This is a genomic window from Amycolatopsis sp. FU40, from assembly GCF_021903635.1.
Classification (GTDB): Bacteria; Actinomycetota; Actinomycetes; order Mycobacteriales; family Pseudonocardiaceae; genus Amycolatopsis; species Amycolatopsis dendrobii.
Genome location: NZ_CP091381.1, coordinates 3,046,933 through 3,070,767, shown reverse-complemented (window position 1 = coordinate 3,070,767; position 23,835 = coordinate 3,046,933). Strand labels below are relative to the sequence as shown.

Sequence of the window (23,835 nt, the reverse complement as noted above, 5' to 3'; positions counted from 1 at the left end):
GGGCGGGTTCCGCCATCGCTTTTCACCGACCTCACTGCTCTTGTTGGACCCGGCAACCCGCCCAGAGTACCCACTCGGAGTGACTGAGCCGACACGCGGCACGCGGCGCGAGGGCGCCCCGTAAACTCGGCTCCGATATGAGCGCCACACTCGTCGCGAAGGACCTGGCCGCGGGCCACGGTGACCGCGTTCTCTTCTCCGGTCTCGATCTCGTCGTCGCCCCTGGCGAGGTGATCGGGCTGGTCGGCGTCAACGGCGCCGGGAAGTCCACCCTGCTCCGCACGCTCGCCGGGCTGGCCCGCCCCGAATCCGGGGAGGTCCGGCTGAACCCGCCGACCGCCACTGTCGGGCATCTGCCCCAGGAACCGGAGCGGCGCGAGGGGGAGTCGGTGCGCGCATTCCTCGCGCGGCGCACCGGAGTCGCGGCCGCGCAAACCGCACTCGACGCGGCGACGGATGCGCTTGCCGCGGGTGCGGACGGCGCCGACGACGCATACGGCGCCGCGCTGGACCGCTGGCTCGCGCTCGGCGGCGCCGACCTGGACGACCGGGCCGGCGAGGTCGCGGCGGACCTCGGGCTGGCCGTCGACCTCGATCAGCCGATGGTCTCGCTGTCGGGCGGGCAGGCCGCGCGCGCCGGGCTGGCGTCGCTGCTGCTCAGCCGCTACGACGTCTTCCTGCTCGACGAGCCCACGAACGACCTCGACCTCGACGGGCTCGCCCGGCTGGAGCGGTTCGTCGCCGGGCTGCGCGCGGGCACCGTGCTGGTGAGCCACGACCGCGAGTTCCTCGCCCGCACCGTCGACCGCGTGGTGGAACTGGACCTCGCGCAGCGCCAGGTGAAGGCGTACGGCGGCGGGTACGAGTCCTATTTGGAGGAACGGGCGGTCGCGCGGCGGCACGCGCGCGAGGACTACGAGGAATATGCCAATACCCGTGCGGCGCTGGAGGCCCGGGCGGGCATGCAGCGCGCGTGGATGGAGAAGGGCGTCAAAAACGCGCGCCGCAAGGCGACCGACAACGACAAGGCCGGGCGCAAATTCCGCAGCGAGGCCACCGAGAAGCAGGCCTCGAAGGCGCGCCAGACGGACCGGATGATCGAGCGGCTCGAGGTCGTCGAGGAGCCCCGCAAGGAGTGGGAGCTGCGGATGGAGATCGCGGCCGCGCCGCGCGCGGGCGCGGTGGTCGCGACGCTGCGGGGCGCGGTCGTGCGGCGCGGCGAGTTCACGCTCGGACCGGTGGACCTGCAGATCGACTGGGCGGACAAGGTCGCCATCACCGGCGCGAACGGCGCGGGAAAGTCCACCTTGCTGGCGGCGCTGCTCGGCCGGCTGCCGCTGGACGAGGGCGACGCCGCGCTCGGCCCGGGCGTGGTGGTCGGCGAGGTCGACCAGGCCCGCAGGCTGTTCCTCGGCGACCTCCCGCTGGCGGACGCGTTCGCGCAGGAGGTCCCGTCGCTCGCCGACGCGGAAGTCCGTACCCTGCTGGCGAAATTCGGGCTCAAGGCCGCGCACGTGCTGCGCCCGGCCGCGACGCTCTCGCCCGGCGAGCGCACCCGCGCGGCGCTGGCGCTGCTGCAGGCGCGCGGCGTCAACCTGCTGGTGCTGGACGAGCCGACCAACCACCTGGACCTGCCCGCGATCGAGCAGCTCGAATCCGCATTGGACAATTACCCGGGCACGCTGCTGCTGGTGACGCACGACCGCCGGATGCTGGACGCGGTTTCGGTGACGCGCCGGCTGGAAGTCGGCGGGGGCAAGGTTTCCGAGCGTTGACCAAGCCTCGTGAGTTCCGGCGCCGGTGAGAGAACCGGCACCGGAACTCGCGAACTGCCTAGGGACGGTCGGTGAGATACCCGCCCATGGTCGTGAAGTATTCCGCCGCCGACAGCTCCCGGTCGTCGGCCGTCCGGACGCGTTCGATCCGCAGCCCCGGCGACTGGCCGCGCCGCGCGTCCCGGCCCGCGACGATCACCACGCCCTCGCCTTCGCGGATGAAGATGCGGCCCGGAGTTCCTCCGTAGCGGCCGTCCGAAACCGAGGCGCGCACGATGCGCAGCTGCTCGCCGCGGTGGTAGGCGAAGGCGTTGGGGTACGGGTCGGATTGGGCGCGCACCAGGCGGTCCAGTTCCTCGGCGGACCACGTCCAGTCGATGAGACTGTCGCGCGGGGCGCGTTTGTGGAAGAAGCTCGCCTTCGTCCGGTCCTGCGCGATCGGGACCACCGTGCCGGATTCGATGAGGCCCAGTGCTTCGGTCACGAGCGGTTCGATGAGATCCACGGTGCGGTGGAACAGATCCGTGGCGGTGTCGCGCGGGCCGACCGCGACCGCGCGCTGGGCCACGATGTCGCCCGCGTCGAGTTCGTCGTTCATCATGTGCGCGGTGACGCCGACTTCCGGCTCGCCGTTGATCAGCGCCCAGATGATGGGGGAGAAGCCGGCGTAGGCGGGCAGCAGCGAGTCGTGCACGTTGAGCGTGCCGTGGCGTGGCAGGGTGAAGATCTCCGGCGGCAGCCAGGTGCGCCAGTTGTTCGCGACGATCAGGTCGAGGTCCGCGGCCTTCAGCTCGTCGAGCAGTTCCGCGTCGTCCGGGCGGGTGCGCAGCAGGGTGCGGATTTCGTGCTCTCCGGCCAGTGCGGCGACCGAATCGCTCCAGATCCGTTCGTAGGCGTGGTCGCTCGGCGGGTGGGTGACCACCAGTCGCACGTCCTGGCCTGCGTCGAGGAGGGCCTTCAGGGTGCGGTGTCCCCAGGTCTGGTAGCCGAACATGGCCACGCGCATCGGCGGTGCACCTTTCGTGGTCGGGACGAACATCACCCAGACAGTACTAGTTGAGGCTTACCTAAGTTAGGTTAGGGTTTCTTGAGCATTGGTCAGTCGGGAACGGTGATGCGGCAGTGCCGCGCTAGGGGTCTTTCATGTCACGAGCAGGGGCCGAGGACAGCCAGGTGCCGGTATACGACGTGGTCGGAGTCGGGTTCGGGCCGTCCAACCTCGCGCTCGCGATCGCCCTCGCCGAGCACAACGCGGGCTCGGGGGAGACGGTCACGGCGCACTTCCTGGAGCGCCAGCCCCGCTTCGGCTGGCATCGCGGGATGCTGATCGACACCGCGACCATGCAGGTGTCGTTCCTCAAGGACCTGGTGACGATGCGGAACCCGGCGAGCGCGTACACCTTCCTGAACTACCTGCACGAGAAGGGGCGGCTGGTCGATTTCATCAACCACAAGACCCTGTTCCCGCTGCGCGTCGAGTTCCACGACTACTTCGAATGGGCCGCGGCGAAGGTCGACGACCTGGTGTCCTACGGCAGCGAAGTCGTCTCGGTCGAACCGGTCCGCGACGGCGACGAGATCGCGTTCTTCGACGTGCGCGCCGAGGCGGACGGCGAAATCACCGAACTGCGGGCGCGGAATCTCGTGCTGGGCACGGGATTGCGCGCGAAGCTGCCGGACGGGGTCGTCGCCGGAGAGCGGATCTGGCACAACAGCGAACTGCTGCGCCGCGTCGAGTCGTTGCGCGGCACGGACGCGCGGCGGTTCGTGGTGATCGGCGCCGGCCAGAGCGCGGCCGAGGTCGCCGCTTTGCTGCACGACGAATTCCCGCGTGCCGAGGTGTGCGCGGTGTTCGCGCGCTATGGCTACAGCCCCGCGGACGACAGTGCGTTCGCCAACCGGATTTTCGACCCGGAGGCGGTCGATTCCTTCTACGCGGCAAGCGAACCGGTCAAGGAACGCCTCATGCGCTACCACGGCGCGACGAACTATTCCGCGGTCGATCTCGACCTCATCGACGAGCTGTACCGGCGGCGCTACCAGGAAAAGGTGCTCGGCGTGGAACGGTTGCGGCTGTTCAACGTTTCGCGGCCGGTCGAGGTCGCCGACCAGGGCACGCACGTGCGCGCGACGGTCGAATCGCTGGCGACCGGCGAACGTTCGGTGCTGGACGCCGACGCCGTCGTCTACGCGACCGGCTACCACCCCGCCGACCCGGCGCCGCTGCTCGGCGGCCTGGCCGGCGAATGCCGCCGGGACGGCCAGGGCCGGTTGAAGGTCGAACGCGACTACCGGATCACCACCGGTCCGGCCGTGCGCGGCGGGCTCTACCTGCAGGGCGGCACCGAGCACACGCACGGGATCACGTCGTCGCTGCTGTCGAACACCGCGGTGCGGGTGGGCGAGATCCTGAAGTCCATTGTGGACCGGCGGGCGGCTGGATCCGATCCGGTCGAGTACGCGGTCAGCGGGATCCGCTGAGGCAGGGAAGGGACTGAGCCATGACGAATCCGTTCGAAAACCCGGACGGCGTTTACCGGGTCCTCGTGAACGACGAGGGCCAGCACAGCCTGTGGCCGGACTTCGTGGCCGTGCCGGACGGATGGCGGACCACCTTCGGGCCGGACGCGCGGCAAGCCTGCCTGGACCACATCGAGCGGACCTGGACCGATCTGCGCCCGCTTTCGCTGCGCCGGACTTCCTGAAGGCCGGGAGGGGAACTCAAGCAGGGTTCCCCTCCCGGCGGTGGCTGCGCAGGCCGGACCAAGCGGTCCAGAGCGTGGCGTACCGGCCGCCGGCAGCGACCAGTTCGTCGTGCGTCCCGGATTCCACGACCGCCCCGGCGTCCAGCACGACAATGCGGTCCGAGGCCGCTGCCTGGGTCAACCGGTGGGCCACGATCAGGCCGGTGCGGCCTTCGAGCGCCGCGGCCGCGGCGGCTTCCAGAGTTTTCGCTCCCGCGCTGCCGGCCTCAGCGGTGGCCTCGTCGAGGATCGCGACCGGTGGGTCGGCGAGCACCAACCGCACGAGCGCGAGTTGCTGAGCCTGGGTGACGGTCAGCCGATGCCCGGCTTCGCCGACGACCGTCGCGAGCCCGTCCGGCAATGCCTCGACCCACTCGGCCGCACCGGCTTTGGCCAGCGCGGTGCGGAGATCCTCGTCGCTGGCCCCGGGAGCGGCGAGGCGGAGGTCGTCGGCCAGCGGTCCGCTGAAGACGTGCACTTCCTGGCTGATCAACGCGACCGCGCGCCGGGTGGCGGCCGGGCCGAGCTGGTCGAGCGGAACGCCGCCGAGGGAAACCGTGCCGCTGCTGGCCTGGTGGATCCCGGCGATCAGCTTGGCCAGCGTCGTCTTCCCGGCCCCGCTCGCCCCGACCAGCGCGACGCGCTCGCCCGGCGCGACCTCGAGGTCTACGTCGCGCAGCACTGGGTGGCCGTCCACATAGGAGTGGCCGAGGCCGACGGCTTTTACCGAGGCGTCGACCGGACGGCCCGCGCGGGTCGGTTCAGCCGGCGACGGCAGATCCGCGACGCCGATGAGCCGGGACAGGCTCGCGCTCGCTGCCTGCGCGTCGTCGACCAGCGCGAGTGCGGTGTTGATCGGCCCGAAGAGGCTGTGGAAGTACAAGGCGGCCGCCGTCGCGACCCCGACCGTCGCGAGATTCGCGCCTACCAAGAGGAAACCGGCCGCCAGTACTGCGGAAAGGCCGACGAACTCGGCGAGATTCAGCCGGCCGTAGAAGCGGGTGGCGAGGCGAACCCCGCGCAATGCCAGCTCTACCGCGCCGCTCGACCGTTCGCGGACCCGGTCGACGTGTGCCTCCGCGAGACGGAACGCGCGGACGGTCTTGGCGCCGCCGATGGTGTCGAGAAGCTGTTGCTGCTGCGCGCCGACGGCGGCTCGCTGGGCGGCGTACAACGGGGTCGCGCGGCGGACATACCAGCGGACGGTGTGCAGCTGGATCGGAACCGCTAGCAGGGCCGCGGCGAGGAAACGCCAGTCGAGGACCGCCATCGCGACCAGGGTCAGCACGATCGTCAGCACTGAACGGGCGAGCGCGGGCAGCGCTTGCCGGACCGCGTCGGCGACGACCGAGACGTCGTTGGTGACCCGGGCGGTCAGGTCGCCGGAACCGGCCTGTTCGACCTGCTCCAGCGGCAGGCCGAGAGCGCGGTCGATGAACCGTTCGCGCAGGTCGGCGAGCATGGTTTCGCCGAGCCGGGCGAGCATCGAGACGCCGATCGCGGTGGCGATCGCGGACGTCGCGGCGACGAGGACCAGCCCCGCGACGGGGTAGCCGAGCGCGGACGCGGGCTGCCGGGTGGCGACGAGGTCGACGACGCGGCCGAGCAGGGGAGCGGTCAGCAGGCCGATCGCGGTGGCTCCGACGACGAAGGCGAAGGACCCGATCGCGCGGCCTTTGGCTTTCCGCAGCAGGTCGAGCAGGACGGCCCGGATGCGTGGGCCGGTGGCGACGGGGAGGAGGTGGCGGTTGGTCATGAGAGGACCGCCGTGCGGTAGATGGCTTCGGTGCGGACGAGTTCGGCGTGGGTGCCTTCGGCGGCGACCTGGCCGTGTTCGATCGGCACGACGCGTTCGGTCACGGGGAGCACGGCCCCTTGAGCGCGGGCGAGTTCGGCGGTGACTCGGCTGTCTTCGAGCAGCACGACGCGGTCGGTGATCACGATCGTCATGTGGTTGCGGTGGAGTTTCGTGACTCCGGTGGCGGCAGTGGGGAGTTGGCGTTCGGTCACGAGAGGACCGCCGTGCGGTAGGTGGCTTCGGTGCGGACGAGTTCGGCGTGGGTGCCTTCGGCGGCGACCTGGCCGTCTTCGAGCAGCACGACGCGGTCGGTCACGGTGAGCAGTGCGGGGCTGGTGGTGATCACGATCGTCGTGCGGGCGCGGCGGAGTTTCGCGACTCCGGCGGCGATGCGGGCTTCGGTGACGGTGTCGACGGCGGTGGTCGGGTCGTGCAGCACGAGGACCGGCGCTTCGGTGGCGAGGGCGCGTGCGAGGGCGACCCGTTGTCGTTGTCCGCCGGACAGTGATCGGCCGCGTTCGGTGACGGTGGTTGCGGTGCCGGACGGGAGCGTCGCGGCTACCTCGTCGGCGGCTGAGGCGGTGAGCACGCCGTCGGGGACGGCGGGCATTCCGCCGCGGACGTTCTCTTCGACTGTGCCCTCGAACAGATCTGTGTCGTGCGCGGCGACGAGGACGACGTCGCGGACCCGGTCGGGATCCACAGTGGACAGATCTACGTCGTCGACGTGGACGGTGCCCGCGCGGGGATCGGCGAACCGGCCCAGGCAGTCGAGGAGATCGGTGGCCGTGGCGGGGTCGGTGGTGACGATGCCGAGCAGTTCGCCGGGCGGGACGGTGAGGTCGAGTTCGCGGAGGTTTCCGTGCGATACGGCGGAAAGCTCCACGCTGCCGGCGGCTGGGGAGGGCAGCTCGCCGGTGCCGTGAGGGACCGCTGGCGGTGCGCTGAGAACTGCGGCGACTCGACCGGCGGAGGCGCGGCCCTGGGCGAGCTGTCCGTTGACCCAGGCGAAGATGGTGAACGGCGTCTGCAGGAACTGCGCGAGCCCGACCGCGGCGACGAGGTTGCCGACGGAGATCTCGCCGTTCGCGGCCAGCGAGCCGCCGACGAGCGCGACGATCGCGATGAAGATCCCGGTGAGCGCGAGCAGCGCGCCGTTGTGCCCTGCCTGCGCGCGAGCCGCGCGGACGGTCGCTTGCAGGGAATCCCGGCTGGTGCGTCGATAGCGCGCGGTCGCGGCCGGTTCCGCGCCGATGCCCTTCAGCACCCGCAGTCCGCTGACGAGGTCGGCCGCGACGCCGGAGGCGTGCGCGGCGCGTTCCTGCTCCAGTTCGCTGCGCTTCTCCAGCGGTTTCCCGATGAGGTGGGCGAGGAACAGCAGCGGCGGGGTGCCGAGGAGGACGAGCAGCCCGAGCGGCACGGACATCCGCAGGAGCACGACCGCGCTCACGACCAGCCCGGCGAGCGCGGCGATGCCGAACGGAAGCACCGCGTTGATCGTCCCGACCCGGCGGGCGTCCGAGGTCCCGACGCTCACCAGTTCCCCGGCGAGCGCACCGTTCTCCGCGCCGCCGCGAGGATGCAGGACGCGACGGCTGACCGCGAGCCGGATCTCGTGCGCGGCCCGCTCGGACGCGCTTTCGGCCGCCCGCGCGCCGAAGCGGTAGCTGGTGGAGAGCACGAGGAAGACGACCGCCAGTACGGCCAGCCAGCCGAGGAGCGTCAGTGCTGAGCTGTCGGCGACGGCCCGGTCCAGCACGACGCCGATCACTGCCGGGACGAGCGCCTCGCCGCCTTGGTGCCCAGCGGCGAGGACAGCCGCGGCGACGACCGATTTCCGTTGTCCGGCGATGGCTCCGCGCAGGACGTCCCGGCCGGTGGTCATCGGCGCCTCCGTTCGTGCGGACGAGGCCGGTCCGGTCGCCGGTTCCTCCCTTTCGCCCACTGGAGAAGGCTAGCCTAACCTTTGGTCGGAGCGGTGCCGGGACGAGTCAGGTGCGGGGACGAGTCACCGGTGGGCGTCGCGTCCCGCGGGTTCTGCTTCCGGCGGTTGCTCTCCGGCTGCGGCGACTGCCGGTTCGGGTTCGCCGAAGCGGGCGAGTGCGAGGGCGGCGGCTACGGCGAGGACGAACCCGATCAGGGCGACGACAGCGAACCCGGGCCGGGTCCGGTCGCCCAGCAGCAGGACGCCGATCAGCGACGGCATGACCGTTTCGCCGAGCACCATCATCGCGGTGGCGGTGGTGACGCTGCCGCGTTGCAGTGCGGTGGCGAAGAACAGCATGGCCAGCGCGCCCGCGACGGCGACGACGTACAGCGCGGGGTCGCGCAGCAGGTCCAGCGGAGCGAGGCTCGGGATCACCCGGCCCGCCACGGCGACCAGTCCGAAGCACAGTCCGGCGACCAGCCCGAGCCCGGCGGTGCGGACCCGGTCGCCCGCGCGCCCGACGAGGAGGCCCGCGATTCCGAGGACCACGGCGGCACCGGCGAGCGTCAGGCGGAAACCGAGGCCGACTTCGCTGGAACCCTCGCTTTCCGCGGACGAACCGAGCAGTGCGAGCCCGGCGACCACTACGCCCACCGCGGTCCATTCCCGTGCCCCGAGCCGGACGCCGAACACCCGCACCGCGACGGCCGTCACCGCGAGACTCGCGGCTTGCGTGGCCTGCACGAGAAACAGCGGCAGGACGTGCAGGGCGGCGATCTGGGCAATGAAGCCGACGCCGTCGAGGAGAAGCCCGACGACGAACTTCCACTGCTTCAGCACCCGGAGCAGCAAGCGCGGGTCGACCCCGGCGCCGCCCTCGTCGGGCGCTGCCTTCGCGGCCACTGCCTGCATCACCGAAGCGACGCCGTAGGCCACCGCGGACAGCAGCGCGCACAGAAATCCCCACACCATGACGCCGAGAGTATTCCTGCCCGGCGGCGGTAGGCTCGGGGCCATGGCGGAGGTGGAGCGCGTCTGGCCGGATCCGCTCGACGGCGACGAGATGACCGTGCAGACGCGCTTCCTGGACTTCCTCCGGGCGACCGCGCTGCAGAAGATCACCGGGCTGACCCGGGAGCAAGCGGCCGCGGCGCCGCTGCCGAGTTCGCCGCGGACCAGTGCGCTGGGCGTGCTCAAGCATCTGACCGCGGTCGAGCGGTGGTGGCTGGTGATCGAGGCGGGCGGTTCCGATGAGCCTTCGCTGTGGCCGGGCTCGCCGGACCCGAGCTGGGAGCTGACGCCGGAAGACGACGTCGCGCCGGTCGTCGCGGCTTATCGCGCCGAATGGGAACGGGCGGCAGCGGCGCTGGCCGGGCTCGCGCCCGACGACCGGACGCGCCGGTCGGGAGAGTTCACCGTCCGCTGGGTGCTGGCGCACGTCGTGCAGGAGACCGCTCGGCACGTCGGGCACCTCGACGCGCTGCGGGAACTGGCCGACGGCTCCGTGGGGGAGTGACGTTACGCTGCGGGCATGGCAGACCAGCTCTACTTCCGCCAACTGCTCGCCGGCCGCGATTTCGCCGTCGGGGACCCCGTCGCGACCCAGATGGTGAACTTCGCCTATCTGATCGGGGACCGCGAATCGGGCGAAGCGGTGCTGGTCGACCCGGCGTACGCGGTCGGCGACCTGGTCGAGACGCTGGAAGCCGACGGGATGCGGCTGACCGGCGTGCTCGCGACGCATCACCACCCCGACCACGTCGGCGGCGACATGATGGGCTTCTCGCTGCCGGGGATCGTGGAACTGCTCGCGCTGCGTCCGGTGCCGATCCACGTCAACGCGCAGGAAACCGAGTGGGTGCGCCGGGTGACCGGGGTGTCGGGCACCGACCTGCGCGCCCACGAGCACGACGACGTCGTGACGGTCGGCTCGATCGGCATCCGGCTGCTCCACACGCCCGGGCACACGCCGGGCAGCCAGTGCTTCCTGGTCGGCGACCGGCTGGTCTCCGGGGACACGCTGTTCCTGGAGGGCTGCGGCCGGACCGACTTCCCCGGCGGCGACGCGGACGCGATTTTCCGCAGCCTGCAATGGCTGGCGACGCTGCCGGGCGATCCGGTGGTGTATCCGGGACACCAGTACTCGCCCGAGTCTTCGGCGTCTTTGTCGCGGGTGAAGAGCTCGAATTTCGTGTTCCGGCCCCGGTCTCTCGAGGAATGGCGGACGATGTTCGGCGGTTGAGCCGGGTTCGGACGGCCGGAGCGGGTTGCGGGCGAAGAGCGCTTGCAGCGCCTGGAAAATGACCATAGTGATCTTGTACCGCACAGCACCGACAATTCCGGGCTGAGCGCGGGCCGCCGGTGCTCGACGCCGACCGGTGATGCGGAGGCGGGATCGGTCAGTCACCGCGGCGGCTCGGGGCGGCCGCGCAACCGTCTGGCACGCCCGATGTTCGGCAGCGCACCGGGAAACCCGTTCCGCATCCCGGGCATCCGGGTGCCCGCCCGGCGAACAAACCCCGTACACCGCCGCGCGGATTCCAGTGCGTGAGAGCCGTCCGGCACGACATTGACTTCACCCGTCCGGGGATCGAAGCTCGGGGACATGAAGCGCGGCGTCCTCCTCGTGTGCCGCCTGCACGTCGACCTCCGGCAGCAGGCGAGCGCGGTCTGTCTGTCCCGCCGCTGATTTTCTTTCCCTGAACCGAAAACCCCACCCGGGAGAAATCCGTGTCGATTTCCACCACGGGCGTGCTGCCGCGCGCCGAAACGGCCGCGCCGAAGCGCGCGCAGCGGCGGCTGCCGTCGCTGCGCCGCTGGATCAGCCCGGTCGTGCTGGTCGCGGCGTGGCAGATCGCCAGCTCGGCCGGCGCGCTGCCGCCCGACAAGCTCAGTTCGCCCTGGACCGTGCTGCAAGCCGGTGCCGACGTCGCCCGCAGCGGCGAACTCGGCAGCGCCTTCGCGGTTTCGCTGGGCCGCGTCGGCGCGGGGTTCGCGCTCGGGGCGCTCGCCGGCCTGCTGCTCGGGGCGGTCGCCGGGTTGTCGCGCTGGGGCGAGGCGCTGGTCGATCCGCCGGTGCAGATGCTGCGGACCTTGCCGTTCCTCGGGTTGATCCCGTTGTTCATCCTGTGGTTCGGGATCGGCGAAGAGACCAAGATCTTCCTGGTGGCGCTGGGCGTGGCGTTCCCGCTGTATCTGAATGTCCACTCGGGAATCCGGACCGCCGATCCGCAGCTCGAGGAAGCCGCTCGGGCGCTGGGATTCACCCGCGCCGAACGGCTGTGGCACGTCGTCCTGCCGGGTGCCTTGCCGCAGGCACTGGTCGGGCTGCGGCAGTCGCTCGGAGTCGCGTGGCTGGCGCTGATCGTCGGCGAGACGGTCAACGCGGACGCCGGGATCGGTTACCTCATCAACAATGCCCGCGAATTCCTGCGCACCGACGTCGTGGTGGTCGGACTCGTGGTCTACGCCGTGCTGGGCCTCGTCACCGACGCGCTCGTCCGGCTGCTCGAAAGGAGGGCCTTGCGATGGCGAGCCCGGTAGCCGAGGTCCGTGACCTCGCGAAGAAGTTCGATGACCGAACTGTCCTTAATGGACTTGACCTGGAGATCGGCCGCGGCGAGTTCGTCGCGTTGCTCGGGCGGAGCGGGTCCGGGAAGTCGACGCTGCTGAAGGTGCTGGCCGGACTGGACCAGGAGATCGAGGGCACGGCCAGCGTCCGCGGGACGGTTTCCGTCGCGTTCCAGCAGCCCCGGTTGCTGCCGTGGCGCAAGGTCTGGCGCAACATCGTGCTCGGCCTGCGCCAGGACAACGACCGCTCCGTCGCGGAGAAAGCGCTCGCCGAGGTGCGGCTGGCCGAGCACGCCGACAAGTGGCCGCTCACGCTGTCCGGCGGTGAGGCGCAACGGGTTTCGCTCGCCCGGGCCTTGGTCCGCGAGCCGGATCTGCTGCTGCTGGACGAACCGTTCGGCGCGCTCGACGCGTTGACCCGGCTCGCGATGCACCGGCTCGTCGAGGACTTGTGGCGCACGCATGAGCCCGCCGTGCTGCTGGTGACCCACGACGTCGACGAAGCACTCGTGCTCGCCGACCGGGTCCTCGTTCTCGGCGACGGCCGCATCGTCGCCGAACACGTTCTCGGCCAGCCGCGTCCGCGGAAGGCCGCCGACAATGCCGAGGTGCGCAGCCGCGTCCTGGCCGATCTGGGAGTGACCGAAGGTGCACCTGCGTAACGTCCTGGCCGCAGCGCTTCTGCTGACCGGGCTCGCCGCCTGCTCGTCGTCCGCTTCGGACGGTCGTGCGCCGGTGCCCGCCGCGGTTTCGCCCGCGGAGCTGAAGAAGGTCACGCTGCGCGTCGGCGATCAGAAAGGCGGGGTGAAATCCCTGCTCACGGCGGCGAACCAGCTGAACGGCACGCCCTACCGGATCGAATGGTCCACGTTCACTTCCGGGCCTCCGCTGCTGGAGGCGGCTTCTGCGGGGGCGATCGACGTCGGCCGAGTCGGCAATACGCCGCCGATTTTCGCGGCCGCGTCGAAGGCGAAGATTTCCGTGGTGAGCGTGGCGAAGAGCAATGTGGAGCGGGAAACCATTCTGGTGCCGCCGGATTCGCCGTTGACGGATGTCGCGTCCCTGCGGGGCAAGACGGTCGGGGTCGCGAAGGGGAGTTCGGCGCACGGGCAGCTGCTCAACACGCTGAAGAAGGCCGGTCTCTCCACAAAGGACATCAAGATCTCGTTCCTGCAGCCGTCCGAGGCCTTCGCGGCGTTCACCCAGCACCAGATCGACGCCTGGGCGATCTGGGACCCCTACACCGCACAAGCCCAGCTCGAGGCGCACGCCCGGGTGCTCGCCGACGGTCGCGGCGCGTCCAACGGGCTCGCCTTCGAGACCGCCAGCACGACCGCGCTGGCCGACCCCGGCAAGAACTCGGCGATCAAGGATTTCGTGCAGCGCGTGGTGAAAGCCCAGCTCTGGTCCAACTCGCACCCCGACGAATGGGCGCGCGCGTGGGCGGCGGAAACCGGGTTGAAGCCGGAAGTGGCGAAGAAGGCCGTCTCCGCTGGACGGGACCGGCCGATTCCGCTGGACGACGCCGTGGTCGCGTCCGAACAACAGCTCTCCGACGCCTTCACGAACGAGGGCACGCTGCCCGGGAAGGTCGACTTCGCGGCGTTTGTCGACCGCCGTTACGGGCCCGACATCGAAGCCGCGAGGAGGAACGGATGAGCGTGAAACTGCACTGGTTCCTGCCGACCACGGGGGACGGCCGGACGATCGTGGAACGCTTCCACGCCAACAAATCCCAGGGCCCGAGCGCGCAGCGGCCCGCGGACCTGGACTACCTCGCGCAGGTCGCCCGCGCGGCCGAGCGGCTGGGCTTCGAGGGCGTGCTGACCCCGACCGGGACCTGGTGCGAGGACGCCTGGCTGACGACCGCCGCGCTGATCCGCGAGACGAGCAGGCTGAAGTTCCTGGTCGCGTTCCGGCCGGGCGTCATCTCGCCGACGCTCGCCGCGCAGATGGCCGGCACGTTCCAGCGGCTGTCCGGCGGCCGGGTCCTGCTGAACATCGTGACCGGCGGCGACGCGATCGAACAGCGCCGGTTCGGCGACTGGCACGACCACGACGCCCGCTATGCCCGGACCGACGAGTTCCTGTCGATCGTGCGCGGCGTGTGGTCCGGCAAACCGTTCGACTTCGCCGGCGACCACCTGCGCGTGGAAGGAGCCACGACGCTCGCCGCGCCGGATCCGGTGCCGCCGCTGTACTTCGGCGGTTCCTCGGCGGCAGCGCTCCCGGTCGCCGCGCGGCACGCCGACGTCTACCTGACCTGGGGCGAACCGCCCGCGCAGGTCGCGGAGAAAATCGGCAAGGTGCGGGAACTGGCCGAGCGGGCCGGTCGCACGGTCCGGTTCGGCGTCCGGCTGCACACGATCGCGCGCGACACCTCGGCGGAGGCTTGGGCGGAGGCGCAGAAGCTGCTCGACGCGTTGAGCCCGGAGCAGATCGCCAAGGCCCAGTCGCAGCTGGCGGCGAGCGAGTCGGTGGGGCAGCAGCGGATGGTCGCGCTGCACGGGGGTCGAGCCGGGACAGCGGCGCGGGACCTGGAGATCCATCCGCATCTGTGGGCCGGGATCGGGCTGGTCCGCGGCGGGGCGGGGACGGCGCTCGTGGGCAGTTACGCGGAGATCGCGGATCTGATCGAGGAGTATCACGACGCCGGGGTGTCGGAGTTCGTGCTGTCCGGGTATCCGCATTTGGAGGAGGCGTACTGGTTCGGCGAGGGAGTGCGGCCGGAGCTGGGGCGGCGCGGGTTGCTGGACGAGGCGCCGGTGTTGCGGGCGGTGCCGGGGGAGAGTGCGGTGGCTGCGCAGTAGGGATGGTCGTGAGTGTTTATCCCGGTTAGAACCGGGATAAACACTCACGAGTTCCCGCGCGCTCGGGCTCGCGCTGACTGATGTGACGGCGTCGGTGGTGCGATCGTGAGTGGTGATGCCGGTTCTCGCCGGCACAGACACTCACGAGAGCAGGTGGGGCGCCTCGCTCCGGCGGCGCAGCGCGAGGTGCATCATCGCGCGGCCGCCGAGTTCCAGGTCGTCGTCGAGCGCCTTCAAAGCCGACTCGCCGCCAGCGCGGAGCTGGCCGACGAGGTGCCGGTGGGTTGTCGCCAGGTGCTCGGCGGAGGACTCGGCGCGGATGGTCGCGAGCATGCAGTTCAGTTCGTTCGCGCAGGCCCGGTGCGCCGCCAGGACGCGAGGGTTTCCGCTGGCCGTCACGATTTCCGTGTGCACCGCGCTGTGCGCTTCGATCACGTGCCGCCACGGCGTTTCGGCGGTCATCGACTCCAGGCGCCGCACTGCCTCGTCGACGGCGTCGAAGTTCGCGTTCTGGAGCAGAGCGAGCCGGAGCGCGCCGAGTTCCAGGATGGAGCGGTACGAGCACATCGCGTCGATGCGTTCGGTCGTCACCGCGGGGACGACGATCCCCTTGTTGCGCTGGTGTTCGAGGAGGCCCTCGGACACCAGCGTCTGCAGGCCGGAGCGCACCGAATGCCGTCCGGCTCCGAAGCGGGCGCTCAGCGATTCCTCGGTGAGCCGCGTCCCGGGTTCGAGGAGGCCGTCCAGGAGATCGTCGCGGAGGGCTTGCGCGATGCTTCCCGGCGTACTGCCCGCCTGTTCGCGCACTTCGCCACTCGTTTCAGCAGAACTTCCCACAGCGACTGCCGATCTTAGCCGAGCCCGCCGTCACAGCCGGGCGGGCAGCCGCAGGGAGGCGTGTTCCGCGGTGATCTCGTCGGTGCGCGTGACGCCGAGAAGCCGCAACGTCCGCACGTACTCCGCGCGGAGGATCTCGATCGAGCGCTCGACGCCTTGCTCGCCGGCCGCCATCAGGCCGTACAGGTAAGCCCGGCCGACCATCGCCGCCGACGCGCCCATGGCCCGCGCGGCGACCAGGTCGGCACCGGTCCGGACGCCGGTGTCGAGGATGACCTCGCAGTCGTCCCCGACGGCGTCCACGACGCGCGGCAGCAGTTCGAGCGGGGTCGGCGCGCGGTCGAGCTGGCGGCCGCCGTGGTTCGAGAGCACGAGGGCGTCGACGCCGGAAGCGGCCATCTCCTTGGCGTCCGCGACGCTCTGGATCCCTTTGACGATCAGCTTTCCCGGCCACAATCCGCGCAGCCACCGCAGGTCCTCGACGGTCAGCGACGGGTCGAACATCGTGCCGATCAGTTCCTCGACCGTGCCGTCGAAGTTGTTCAGCGCGGCGAACTGCAACGGTTCGGTGGTCAGCAGGTTCAGCCACCAGGACGGCCGGACCGCGATCCCGGCCAGCGTGCGGACGGTCAGCGTCGGCGGGATCGTCAGTCCATTCCGGACATCGCGCATCCGCGCCCCGCCGATCGGGGTGTCGACGGTCAGGACGAGCGCTTCGTACCCGGCTCGAGCCGCACGTTCGACCAGTGCTTCGCTCGCGGCGCGATCCTTCCAGAGGTAGAGCTGGAACCACTGCCGTGCGGAAGGCGCGCAGGCCCGGACTTCTTCGAGATCGGTGGTGCCCATCGTCGAGAGCACGTACGGGATCCCGGCGCGGGCGGCCGCGCGGGCGACGGCGATCTCGCCCTCGTGGTGCATCATGCGCGTGAAACCAGTTGGCGCCAGCACCAGCGGCAGCGCGGACTGTCCACCGAGGACTGACGTCGACGCGACCACCTCGGTGACGTCCTGGAGCACGCGCGGACGCAACTCGACGTTTTCGAAGGCCCGCCGTGCCCGGCCGAGGCTGATTTCCTGCTCCGCCGCGCCGTCGACGTAGTCGAAAACCGGCCGGGGCGTGCGGCGGCGGGCGATGGTGCGCAGGTCGTCGATGGTGTGGGCGGTGGCGAGGCGGCGCTCGCGGGCGTCGAACCGGGGCTGCCGGAACTTGAGCAGCGGCCGGATCTCCGACGGCCGGGGCAGCCGCCGCTTGATCGCCCGCCGGGGCAGGTGCTCGGGTTCGAACGTGGTCATCCACTGCCTCCTGGCCGCCGAGAAATCGGTACACAATCGCGAGCCGGTGAACTGCGTGCTGCACCGGCGTTTCAGGAACTCTTGGGCAGGAGGAGTGAAACACGCACCCATCCCGAGCGCAAGGATTGTGACACAATCAGCGGTGTGCGGCCTCCAGTGCACTGAGCGTGTCGAGGTCGTGCTCGAGCGCGTGGCGGGCCAGCGCGGTCCGGTTCGGACAGTCGAGCTTGACCAGGGACGACTCGACATGGCTGCGCACCGTGCGGACCGCGATGCCGAGCGCCGCCGAGATCCGCTCGTTCGACCATCCGCGCGCGACCAGCCCGACGACGTCCAGTTCCCGCCCGGTCAGCGGCCCGGGATCGGGCAGGCGGGAGAGCCGCAGCAGCGCTCCGTCCGGACGGCGCGCCCGCGCCCGCACCTGCCACCAGACGCCGTCCGCGTCCCGGTGGCGGAAGCCGGTCCGCTCGGCCGCGGCGCACCGCGCGGCGAGCCGGAGCTCGTGCTCGCTCAGCGGCAGCCGCTCCACCACTGCCGAGCGCACGTCGACCTTGGCCGGCGAAACGTGCAGTACGGCGTCGGCCGCCGGATCGCCCGGTTCGGCACCGGGGTCGGCCAGCGCGGCGAGGTCGTGCGACAGCATCGTGAGCGCGAGGAAGGACCCGTCGTCCAGCGGCCGGTCATGCGTCGAACTCAGCGCCATGAAACTCCGCTCCGGACCGGTGCCCGGCGCGAGCGGCAGCGTCACGCCCTCGCGGAAACCGTAGGGCTGGATGCCTTCCCGGTACGTCCTGGTCTCGTGGACCTCCGGGATGTCGGCGAAGCGCAGCGGCAGGCCCAAGCGGGCCGCGCGCCGGTGGATCGGGCACTTCCAGCGGTAGGTGGTGGTCAGATAGCCGAGCATGTCCGCCGGGTAGCCGAGGTTGACCGTCGCGGTGCGCTGCTTGCTGCCGCTCACCAGCGCGACGCAGGCGAAACCGAGTTTGTCCCGCACCGCGCGGAGCGGGGTTTCGACGGGCAGTTCGCCGCGGCCCGCCGCGCGCACTTCCCGGGCGAGCCGGGCCCACCACTGCACATCCGCGGTCATCTCCGAACCTCCGCTGCCGGACGGAGCATGAACGGCCGCTGTCCGGGATGTCAACGGGGCGCACATCCGCGGCGGAGGCGGAACGGCTTTTCGGCCGATGCCGCCGCCCGCGCCCGCTCGTAGCGTTCCGGTTCCCCGGCTGAAGGAGACTGGATGAACCTCGACGAATACGCCGCCCTCGACGCGACCGCGCTGGCCGCGGTCATCGCCTCCGGCGAGGTCGCCGCCGAGGAGGTCGCCGCGCTCGCGGCCGAAGCCATCGGCAAGGTGAACCCGGAGCTGAACGCGGTCGCGGACGGCCCGTTCGAGCGCCCGCTCGATTACTCGCGCGGCGGCCGGTTCGCCGGGGTCCCGTTCGCGATCAAGGACATCGTGCTGCACGCCGCCGGAGTGCCGACCCGGATGGGCACGCGGCTGCTCGGCAAGGGCATCGTGCCGCCGGCCGACACCCACCTCATGGAACGCTTCCGCGCGGCGGGCCTCGCGACGCTGGCCGTCACGACCACGCCGGAGCTGGGGTTCAACGGCAACTCCGAAGCGCTGGCCTACGGTTCGACGCGCAATCCGTGGAACACCGGGCACAGCGTCGGCGGATCGAGCGGCGGGTCAGCCGCACTGGTCGCGGCCGGGGCGCTCCCGATCGCGCACGCCAACGACGGCGGCGGGTCGATCCGCGTGCCCGCCGCCTGCAACGGCCTGGTCGGCCTGAAGCCCAGCCGCGGCCGGGTGCCGACCGGCCCGGACTACGCCGATCCGCTGTACGGCATGGGTGTCGAACTCGCGGTGTCGCGGACGGTCCGGGACACCGCGGCACTGCTCGACGAGGTCGCAGTGAGCTATCCGGGCGACCCGTACATCCTCGCCCCGCCGGCGCGCCCGTGGCTCGACGAGGTCGGCGCCGACCCCGGACGGCTGCGCATCGGCCTGCACACCGAATCCTGGTCGGGCAGCTACGTCGACCCGGAGGTCGCGCGGGCCGTCGAAGCCGTGGCCGAGCTGCTCGAAGCGGCGGGTCACCACGTCGAACGCGCGACGCCGGTCTTCGGCTGGGAAGCGTTCCTGCACGCGAATCACGTGTTGTGGTCCGGATTCCTGGCCGGTGCGGTCGCCGGGATCGAGGAAATGACCGGGGTCGCCGCGAGTCCGGAGAATCTCGAACGCACCACGTGGGCGTGCGTCGAGTACGGCCGCTCGGTCAGCGGGACGGAACTGACCGCGGCTCTGGGTGCGATGAACGTCGTTTCCCGGGCGGCTGGCCGGTTTTTCACCGAGTACGACCTGCTGCTGACTCCGACGACGAACACCCCGGCCCTGCCGCTGGGCCGGCTCGACGCGAACGCCGATCTGGCTGCGGACGAGTGGACGAGGCAGCTTTTCGACGCTTGCTCGTTCACGCCGTTGTTCAACCAGACTGGTGCCCCGGCGATCAGCCTTCCGCTGGGAGAGTCCTCGCAGGGATTGCCGATCGGGGTGCAGCTGGGCGGTCCGGTGTGTTCGGAGTCGTTGCTGCTGCGGGTCGCCGCTTTCCTGGAGGAAGCGCTGCCGTGGGCATCCCGGCGGCCGGCAGTCCACGTCGCTACTCGGAGCGGCAAGTCCTGAGATAGCTGAGGAACGAGGCCTGCAACCCGGTCACGTGCGTTTCGCGCAGGACCTCGCTGGTGACAGCACGCGAGGGGAGGCGGTGCAGGAGCGTGGCCGTGTTCTTCGCGAGGTTCTGCTAGACGGCCAGGTCTCCGAAAAGCTCTCGGTCGTTGACAGTCACGTGCAGCTTGGCGGCGGGCAGTCTGTCGCCAAGCTCGCGCAGCTGAGCGAAAATCTGGCTGTCTTCCCCGACCACGCCGGGGCTGCCGGCTCCGACGCTTTCGAAGAGCGGGCAGCCGCTGAGCCAGGCGTAGAGACTGAAAAGCCCGCCGTACGAATACCCGAAGAGGCCGTGCCCGCTCTCGGCCGTGCCGTAGTCGCGTTCGATGCGCGGGTGCAGTTCGTCGGCGAGAAAGGCCAGGAACACGTCGGCGCGGGTGTCGCGCAATTCGGCGAGGTAGGCGTCGGCCTCTTCGCGGCTCATCCTGCCCGTGCGGACGCTCATCTCCACGGCATCCACGAACTCCGGGCCGATGGGCTCGCCGGGCGGCACGAGGTCCCGGTTGCGCAGCCGGGTCCAATGCTGGGCTTCCTCGCCCGCGTAGCCGACGCTGACCTGGAGATACGGCTGGATCTGCTGCATGGGATCCGCCTGGGTGACGATGAGCGGGGCGGTCATGCCGACGGTCCAGTTGCCGTCGAGCACGTACAAGGCAGGTGCTCGCGTCGTGCCGGGGTCGTAGCCCGGCGGCGTGGTGACCCAGACGGCGTAGTCGTATCCGCTGCCGGAACGCATTTCGAAGTAGTCGGTGCCGGCCAGGCAGCCGTGCCACAGGGTGCTCATCGGAGGTCCTTCACTACGCGGCCGGCCTTGACGACGACGATCGCGTTGGCCGGGTCGGAGAACAGCTGCGGATTTTCGAGCGGGTTTCCGTTCCAGAGCACGAAATCCGCCTGCGAGCCGGGCGCGATGACTCCCACCTCGCCGGAGAGCCCGAGGATTTCGGCGTTGGTTTTCGTCGCCGCCACGAGAGCGTCCATCGGGGTCTCCAGGGCAGCGCGCAAGGCGAGTTCTTCGCCGCGGTGGTTCTGGGCCGGACCGATGAGGTCGGAGCCCAGCCCGATCCGCAGCCCGGCATTCTTGGCGACGGCGAGCGCCTCGGCCATCCGCTCGCGAACACCCAGCACGCGCTCGCGGATCGACTCGTTGAGGCCGGTGGCCGCGGTATCGCGCAGCAGTTGCTCGACGACGGCGAACGTGGGCACGAGAGCGACGTCGCGCGCGGCCATGAGGGCGGCCGTCGGCTCGTCGATGTCGGTGCCGTGCTCGACACACCGCACCCCGGCCTCGACCGCGTTACGGATGCCTTCGTTGTTGTGCGCGTGAACCGTCACGTAAGTGCCGCGCGCGGCGGCTTCTTGCACAGCGACCGCGATTTCTTCCCTGGTGAACTGAGTGTCGGTCAGTTGGTCGTGACCGCTGACCACCCCGCCGGTCACGCACAGCTTCAAGAAAGAGGCTCCGCGGCGGAAGGCCTCGCGCACGTTGCCGCGCAGTTCGTTCGCGTTGCCCGACTGCATGGACAGGGCGCAGAGGCCAGGAATGTGATGGCTGCTCCACAGTTCCGTGGGCTCCCACTCGGCTCCGTAGTAGCCGTGGCCGCCGGTCTGGCATTGGACCGGTCCGCACGACAGCACGCGCGGCCCCCGGACCTTGCCCTTGGCGATCGTGGTGACGACGCCGCCGTCGATCCCGCCGGTGTCCCGGACGGTCGTGAAACCGGCGTCGAGCGCCGCGCCGGCCGTGGCGAAGATGTCCGCCGCGAGCTCGGCAGCGCTCAGCCGAAACGCGAACTGCGGTTCGATCGGGCTCGACAGGCCCAGGTGGACGTGGGCGTCGATCAGGCCGGGCGTCATCGTCAGGCCGTCGGCGTCGAAGCGCTCGCCGGAAGCGCCGGGTCGCGCGATCAGCCCGTCTTCGACCGGGACGGTGATGTCGGCGGGATCGCGCCCCGTCCCGTCGGCGACCGTCGCGCCGACTACCTGGAAACGTCCCACGAGCCGTCCTTCCGCCGTTGCACTGCTCTTTTCCAATGGATAAACTGCGGAGGTGGCCTTGTCAAGCACGGAACCCCAGGGCGATGCCCGCGAGCGTCTCCTGACGCGGCTCCTCGATGCCTTCGAAGGGACTCTTCCCGCGCCGGACGTGTCGCTGCGCGAGGTCGCGGCCCGGGCGGACACCAGTCATGCCTTGCTGCGCTACCACTTCGGGTCGCTGCCGGGCGTCCTGGCGGCGATGCTCAAAGCGCAGCGATCCCGTGACAACGAGGTGCTGTTCGAAACAGCGAAGCAGAGCACCTTCGACGACTTCGTCCTGGCGATCTGGCGGACCTACACCCGCCCGGAGCAGCTGTCACGGGTCCGCGGGTTCTTCCACGTCGCAGGGCTGGCCGCGTACCGGCCGGAGGATTTTCGCGAGTTGGTCGACTCGCTGGACGACCTGACCGAAAAGCTGGCCTCGCTCGCGGAACGCGAAGGGCGCGACGTCAAGGAAGCGCGGACCATGGCGACCGTCGCCGTCGCCGCGATCCGCGGTCTGCTGTTGCAGGAAGTGCTGACCCCGGAGGGGCATTCGGAGGACGCGGTCGCGTTGATCCTGCGGATGAGCAAGGGCTGATCAGGTCTCGGAAACCGTCCGCGACAACGCCAGCGCCACCGTCCGCACCGCGGGCGCGACCCGTTCGGTCCGCATCCGCGTCGCCCATCCGGAGATCGACACCGCGGCCACCGCGAGCCCGTTCGCGTCCACCAGCGGGCTCGCCGCGCACACCACGCCGACGCCGGATTCCTCGCGCTCGAAGGCAATCCCGTCCGCGCGGATCCGTGCCAGCTGGCGGCGCAGCAATCCGGGCGCGGTGATCGTCCGCGGGCTGACCCGGGGCAGTCCGGCGTCGATCACACGCGTCACGACGTCGTCGGGGGAGCAGGACAGAATCGCCTTCCCGACGCCAGTCGCGTGCGCGGGGAACCGCCCGCCGGTGCGCGAGGGCAGGTCCGGCGCGTCCGGCCCGCGCAGCACGTCCAGGTACACGACCTCGGTGCCTTCCAGCACCGCGAGATGGACCGTGTTCCGCGTGGCCTCCCGCAGGTCCGCCAGGTACGGGCGCGCCGCCTCGACCAGGCCGCGGCGGCGCACCGCCAGCTGGCCGATCTCGAACAGCCGCAGTCCGAGCCGGACCGAGGCGCCGTCGCGTTCCAGCAGGCCGGTGTCGGCCAGGTGTCCGGCCAGCCGGTGCACCGTCGTCTTCGCGAGGCCGGTCCGGCGCGCCAGCTCGGACGCGCCGAGCGCGTCGTCGCCGGGGCGGAAGGCTTCCAGCACGGCGGCGACCCGCGCGGTCACGAGCCCGTCGCCGTTCCGTCCAGTGGTACGCATGGGTTGAGTGTGCCCCATCCCGGCGAGCACCGTGCAGGCATGGCGGAACGCAAGGTGACGGCCGCGATCGTCGGCCCGGGCAACATCGGTACGGACTTGCTGGCAAAACTCCAGCGCAGCGAGCACGTGGAAGTGCGCTACATGGTGGGCGTCGACCCGGCGTCGGACGGGCTCGCCCGCGCCGCGAAGCTGGGGCTCGAGACGTCCGCCGAGGGTGTCGACTGGCTCCTGTCGCGCGCGGAACTGCCGCAGCTGGTGTTCGAATCGACGTCGGCGAAGGCGCACAAGGCCAACGCGCCGCGGTACGCCGAGGCGGGCATCCGCGCGATCGACCTGACGCCCGCCGCGGTCGGCCCGCTGACGTGCCCGGCGGTGAACCCGCCCGACCAGCTGACCGACCGCAACGTCAACATGATCACCTGCGGCGGCCAGGCGACCATCCCGATCGTGCACGCGGTTTCGCGGGTGACGCCGGTGTCGTACGCGGAGATCGTCGCGTCGGTGTCGTCGCGGTCGGCCGGACCCGGCACGCGCGCGAACATCGACGAGTTCACCGAGACCACCGCGCACGCGATCGAGAAGGTCGGCGGCGCGGACAAAGGCCGCGCGATCATCATCATCAACCCGATGGACCCGCCGATGATCATGCGCGACACGGTGTTCTGCGCGGTCGACCCGGACGCCGACTTCGACGCGATCAGCGAATCCGTGCACCGCATGGTGAAAGACGTCCAGCAGTACGTGCCGGGCTACACGCTCAAGGCCGACCCGCAGTTCGACCCGCCGCGGCCGGACTGGAGCGGCAAGGCCCGCGTGGGCGTCTTCCTGGAGGTCGCGGGCAACGGCGACTACCTGCCCAAGTACGCGGGCAACCTCGACATCATGACCGCCGCCGCCGCGCGCGTCGGCGACCTCTTCGCCGCTCAGGAGGTGGCCGCGTGAACAACACCGACGTCCGGCTGGTCGACACCACTCTGCGC

The 23,835-nt window shown here is 70.7% G+C and carries 23 protein-coding genes; 12 read left to right on the top strand and 11 right to left on the bottom strand.

Going from position 1 to position 23,835, the window contains the following annotated elements:
- Window positions 1–137: 137 nt before the first annotated feature.
- Window positions 138–1,775 carry an ABC-F family ATP-binding cassette domain-containing protein gene (locus L3Q65_RS15180; protein ID WP_237600036.1) on the top strand — a complete coding sequence of 546 codons (1,638 nt, stop codon included), beginning with the start codon at window positions 138–140 and terminating at the stop codon, window positions 1,773–1,775.
- Window positions 1,776–1,833: 58 nt separating this feature from the next.
- On the opposite strand, the gene L3Q65_RS15175 is transcribed toward L3Q65_RS15180, so the two are convergent.
- The gene (locus tag L3Q65_RS15175) at window positions 1,834–2,781 is read right to left on the bottom strand and encodes a methionyl-tRNA formyltransferase (protein ID WP_182889020.1); all 948 of its coding nucleotides are present in this window, start codon (window positions 2,779–2,781) and stop codon (window positions 1,834–1,836) included.
- Window positions 2,782–2,918: 137 nt separating this feature from the next.
- Here L3Q65_RS15175 and L3Q65_RS15170 point away from each other — a divergent pair, with 137 nt between their 5' ends.
- On the top strand, window positions 2,919–4,256 hold the full coding sequence (locus L3Q65_RS15170; RefSeq protein WP_237600035.1) for a lysine N(6)-hydroxylase/L-ornithine N(5)-oxygenase family protein: 1,338 nt from the start codon (window positions 2,919–2,921) through the stop codon (window positions 4,254–4,256).
- Between the two features lie 20 nt (window positions 4,257–4,276).
- On the top strand, window positions 4,277–4,480 hold the full coding sequence (locus L3Q65_RS15165; protein ID WP_182889022.1) for an MbtH family protein: 204 nt from the start codon (window positions 4,277–4,279) through the stop codon (window positions 4,478–4,480).
- 16 nt (window positions 4,481–4,496) lie between these two features.
- On the opposite strand, the gene L3Q65_RS15160 is transcribed toward L3Q65_RS15165, so the two are convergent.
- The 4 genes from L3Q65_RS15160 to L3Q65_RS15145 form a co-directional block, all read right to left on the bottom strand.
- The gene (locus tag L3Q65_RS15160; protein WP_237600034.1) at window positions 4,497–6,275 is read right to left on the bottom strand and encodes an ABC transporter ATP-binding protein; all 1,779 of its coding nucleotides are present in this window, start codon (window positions 6,273–6,275) and stop codon (window positions 4,497–4,499) included.
- Entirely contained in the window at window positions 6,272–6,529 is a 258-nt protein-coding gene (locus L3Q65_RS15155) for a hypothetical protein (RefSeq protein ID WP_237600033.1), read from the bottom strand. Before L3Q65_RS15155 ends, L3Q65_RS15160 begins: the two co-directional genes overlap by 4 nt.
- Window positions 6,526–8,202 (bottom strand): ABC transporter ATP-binding protein, encoded by a 1,677-nt coding sequence (locus tag L3Q65_RS15150; RefSeq protein ID WP_237600032.1) that lies wholly within the window; start codon window positions 8,200–8,202, stop codon window positions 6,526–6,528. Before L3Q65_RS15150 ends, L3Q65_RS15155 begins: the two co-directional genes overlap by 4 nt.
- A 123-nt stretch (window positions 8,203–8,325) precedes the next feature.
- Window positions 8,326–9,216, bottom strand: a complete 891-nt coding sequence (locus L3Q65_RS15145) for a hypothetical protein (protein WP_237600031.1) — start codon at window positions 9,214–9,216, stop codon at window positions 8,326–8,328.
- Between the two features lie 43 nt (window positions 9,217–9,259).
- Here L3Q65_RS15145 and L3Q65_RS15140 point away from each other — a divergent pair, with 43 nt between their 5' ends.
- The 6 genes from L3Q65_RS15140 to L3Q65_RS15115 all read left to right on the top strand — a co-directional run bounded on the left by L3Q65_RS15140 (window position 9,260) and on the right by L3Q65_RS15115 (window position 14,624).
- A complete protein-coding gene (locus L3Q65_RS15140) occupies window positions 9,260–9,760 on the top strand; it encodes a DUF664 domain-containing protein (RefSeq protein ID WP_182889027.1) in 501 nt (166 codons plus the stop codon).
- A gap of 15 nt (window positions 9,761–9,775) precedes the next feature.
- Window positions 9,776–10,486, top strand: a complete 711-nt coding sequence (locus L3Q65_RS15135; RefSeq protein ID WP_237600030.1) for an MBL fold metallo-hydrolase — start codon at window positions 9,776–9,778, stop codon at window positions 10,484–10,486.
- A gap of 488 nt (window positions 10,487–10,974) precedes the next feature.
- Window positions 10,975–11,787 carry an ABC transporter permease gene (locus L3Q65_RS15130; protein ID WP_237600029.1) on the top strand — a complete coding sequence of 271 codons (813 nt, stop codon included), beginning with the start codon at window positions 10,975–10,977 and terminating at the stop codon, window positions 11,785–11,787.
- Window positions 11,772–12,476, top strand: a complete 705-nt coding sequence (locus tag L3Q65_RS15125; protein ID WP_182889030.1) for an ABC transporter ATP-binding protein — start codon at window positions 11,772–11,774, stop codon at window positions 12,474–12,476. The genes L3Q65_RS15130 and L3Q65_RS15125 overlap by 16 nt, the downstream gene beginning before the upstream one ends.
- Window positions 12,463–13,473, top strand: coding sequence for an ABC transporter substrate-binding protein (locus L3Q65_RS15120; RefSeq protein ID WP_237600028.1), 1,011 nt, complete (start codon window positions 12,463–12,465; stop codon window positions 13,471–13,473). The genes L3Q65_RS15125 and L3Q65_RS15120 overlap by 14 nt, the downstream gene beginning before the upstream one ends.
- Complete coding sequence (locus L3Q65_RS15115) at window positions 13,470–14,624, top strand: LLM class flavin-dependent oxidoreductase (RefSeq protein WP_237600027.1); 1,155 nt, start codon at window positions 13,470–13,472, stop codon at window positions 14,622–14,624. The genes L3Q65_RS15120 and L3Q65_RS15115 overlap by 4 nt, the downstream gene beginning before the upstream one ends.
- 141 nt (window positions 14,625–14,765) lie before the next feature.
- Here the strand turns inward: L3Q65_RS15115 and L3Q65_RS15110 are convergent, their stop codons facing one another.
- The 3 genes from L3Q65_RS15110 to L3Q65_RS15100 form a co-directional block, all read right to left on the bottom strand.
- Entirely contained in the window at window positions 14,766–15,431 is a 666-nt protein-coding gene (locus L3Q65_RS15110) for a GntR family transcriptional regulator (RefSeq protein WP_182889033.1), read from the bottom strand.
- A 60-nt stretch (window positions 15,432–15,491) separates the two neighbouring features.
- Window positions 15,492–16,754, bottom strand: coding sequence for an alpha-hydroxy acid oxidase (locus L3Q65_RS15105; protein ID WP_237600026.1), 1,263 nt, complete (start codon window positions 16,752–16,754; stop codon window positions 15,492–15,494).
- A 136-nt stretch (window positions 16,755–16,890) separates the two neighbouring features.
- Window positions 16,891–17,841 (bottom strand): LuxR C-terminal-related transcriptional regulator, encoded by a 951-nt coding sequence (locus L3Q65_RS15100; protein WP_237600025.1) that lies wholly within the window; start codon window positions 17,839–17,841, stop codon window positions 16,891–16,893.
- Window positions 17,842–17,994: 153 nt separating this feature from the next.
- Here L3Q65_RS15100 and L3Q65_RS15095 point away from each other — a divergent pair, with 153 nt between their 5' ends.
- Window positions 17,995–19,440 carry an amidase gene (locus tag L3Q65_RS15095; protein WP_182889035.1) on the top strand — a complete coding sequence of 482 codons (1,446 nt, stop codon included), beginning with the start codon at window positions 17,995–17,997 and terminating at the stop codon, window positions 19,438–19,440.
- Window positions 19,441–19,558: 118 nt separating this feature from the next.
- Here the strand turns inward: L3Q65_RS15095 and L3Q65_RS15090 are convergent, their stop codons facing one another.
- Window positions 19,559–20,266, bottom strand: a complete 708-nt coding sequence (locus L3Q65_RS15090) for an alpha/beta hydrolase (protein WP_370648187.1) — start codon at window positions 20,264–20,266, stop codon at window positions 19,559–19,561.
- Window positions 20,263–21,480, bottom strand: a complete 1,218-nt coding sequence (locus tag L3Q65_RS15085; protein ID WP_237600024.1) for an amidohydrolase family protein — start codon at window positions 21,478–21,480, stop codon at window positions 20,263–20,265. Before L3Q65_RS15085 ends, L3Q65_RS15090 begins: the two co-directional genes overlap by 4 nt.
- A gap of 52 nt (window positions 21,481–21,532) precedes the next feature.
- Here L3Q65_RS15085 and L3Q65_RS15080 point away from each other — a divergent pair, with 52 nt between their 5' ends.
- The gene (locus L3Q65_RS15080; RefSeq protein ID WP_237600023.1) at window positions 21,533–22,099 is read left to right on the top strand and encodes a TetR/AcrR family transcriptional regulator; all 567 of its coding nucleotides are present in this window, start codon (window positions 21,533–21,535) and stop codon (window positions 22,097–22,099) included.
- Here L3Q65_RS15080 and L3Q65_RS15075 read toward each other — a convergent pair whose 3' ends face one another.
- Window positions 22,100–22,855 carry an IclR family transcriptional regulator gene (locus tag L3Q65_RS15075; RefSeq protein ID WP_182889039.1) on the bottom strand — a complete coding sequence of 252 codons (756 nt, stop codon included), beginning with the start codon at window positions 22,853–22,855 and terminating at the stop codon, window positions 22,100–22,102. It lies immediately after the preceding gene.
- 39 nt (window positions 22,856–22,894) lie between these two features.
- Here L3Q65_RS15075 and L3Q65_RS15070 point away from each other — a divergent pair, with 39 nt between their 5' ends.
- The gene (locus L3Q65_RS15070; protein ID WP_009078908.1) at window positions 22,895–23,797 is read left to right on the top strand and encodes an acetaldehyde dehydrogenase (acetylating); all 903 of its coding nucleotides are present in this window, start codon (window positions 22,895–22,897) and stop codon (window positions 23,795–23,797) included.
- Window positions 23,798–23,835: the final 38 nt, after the last annotated feature.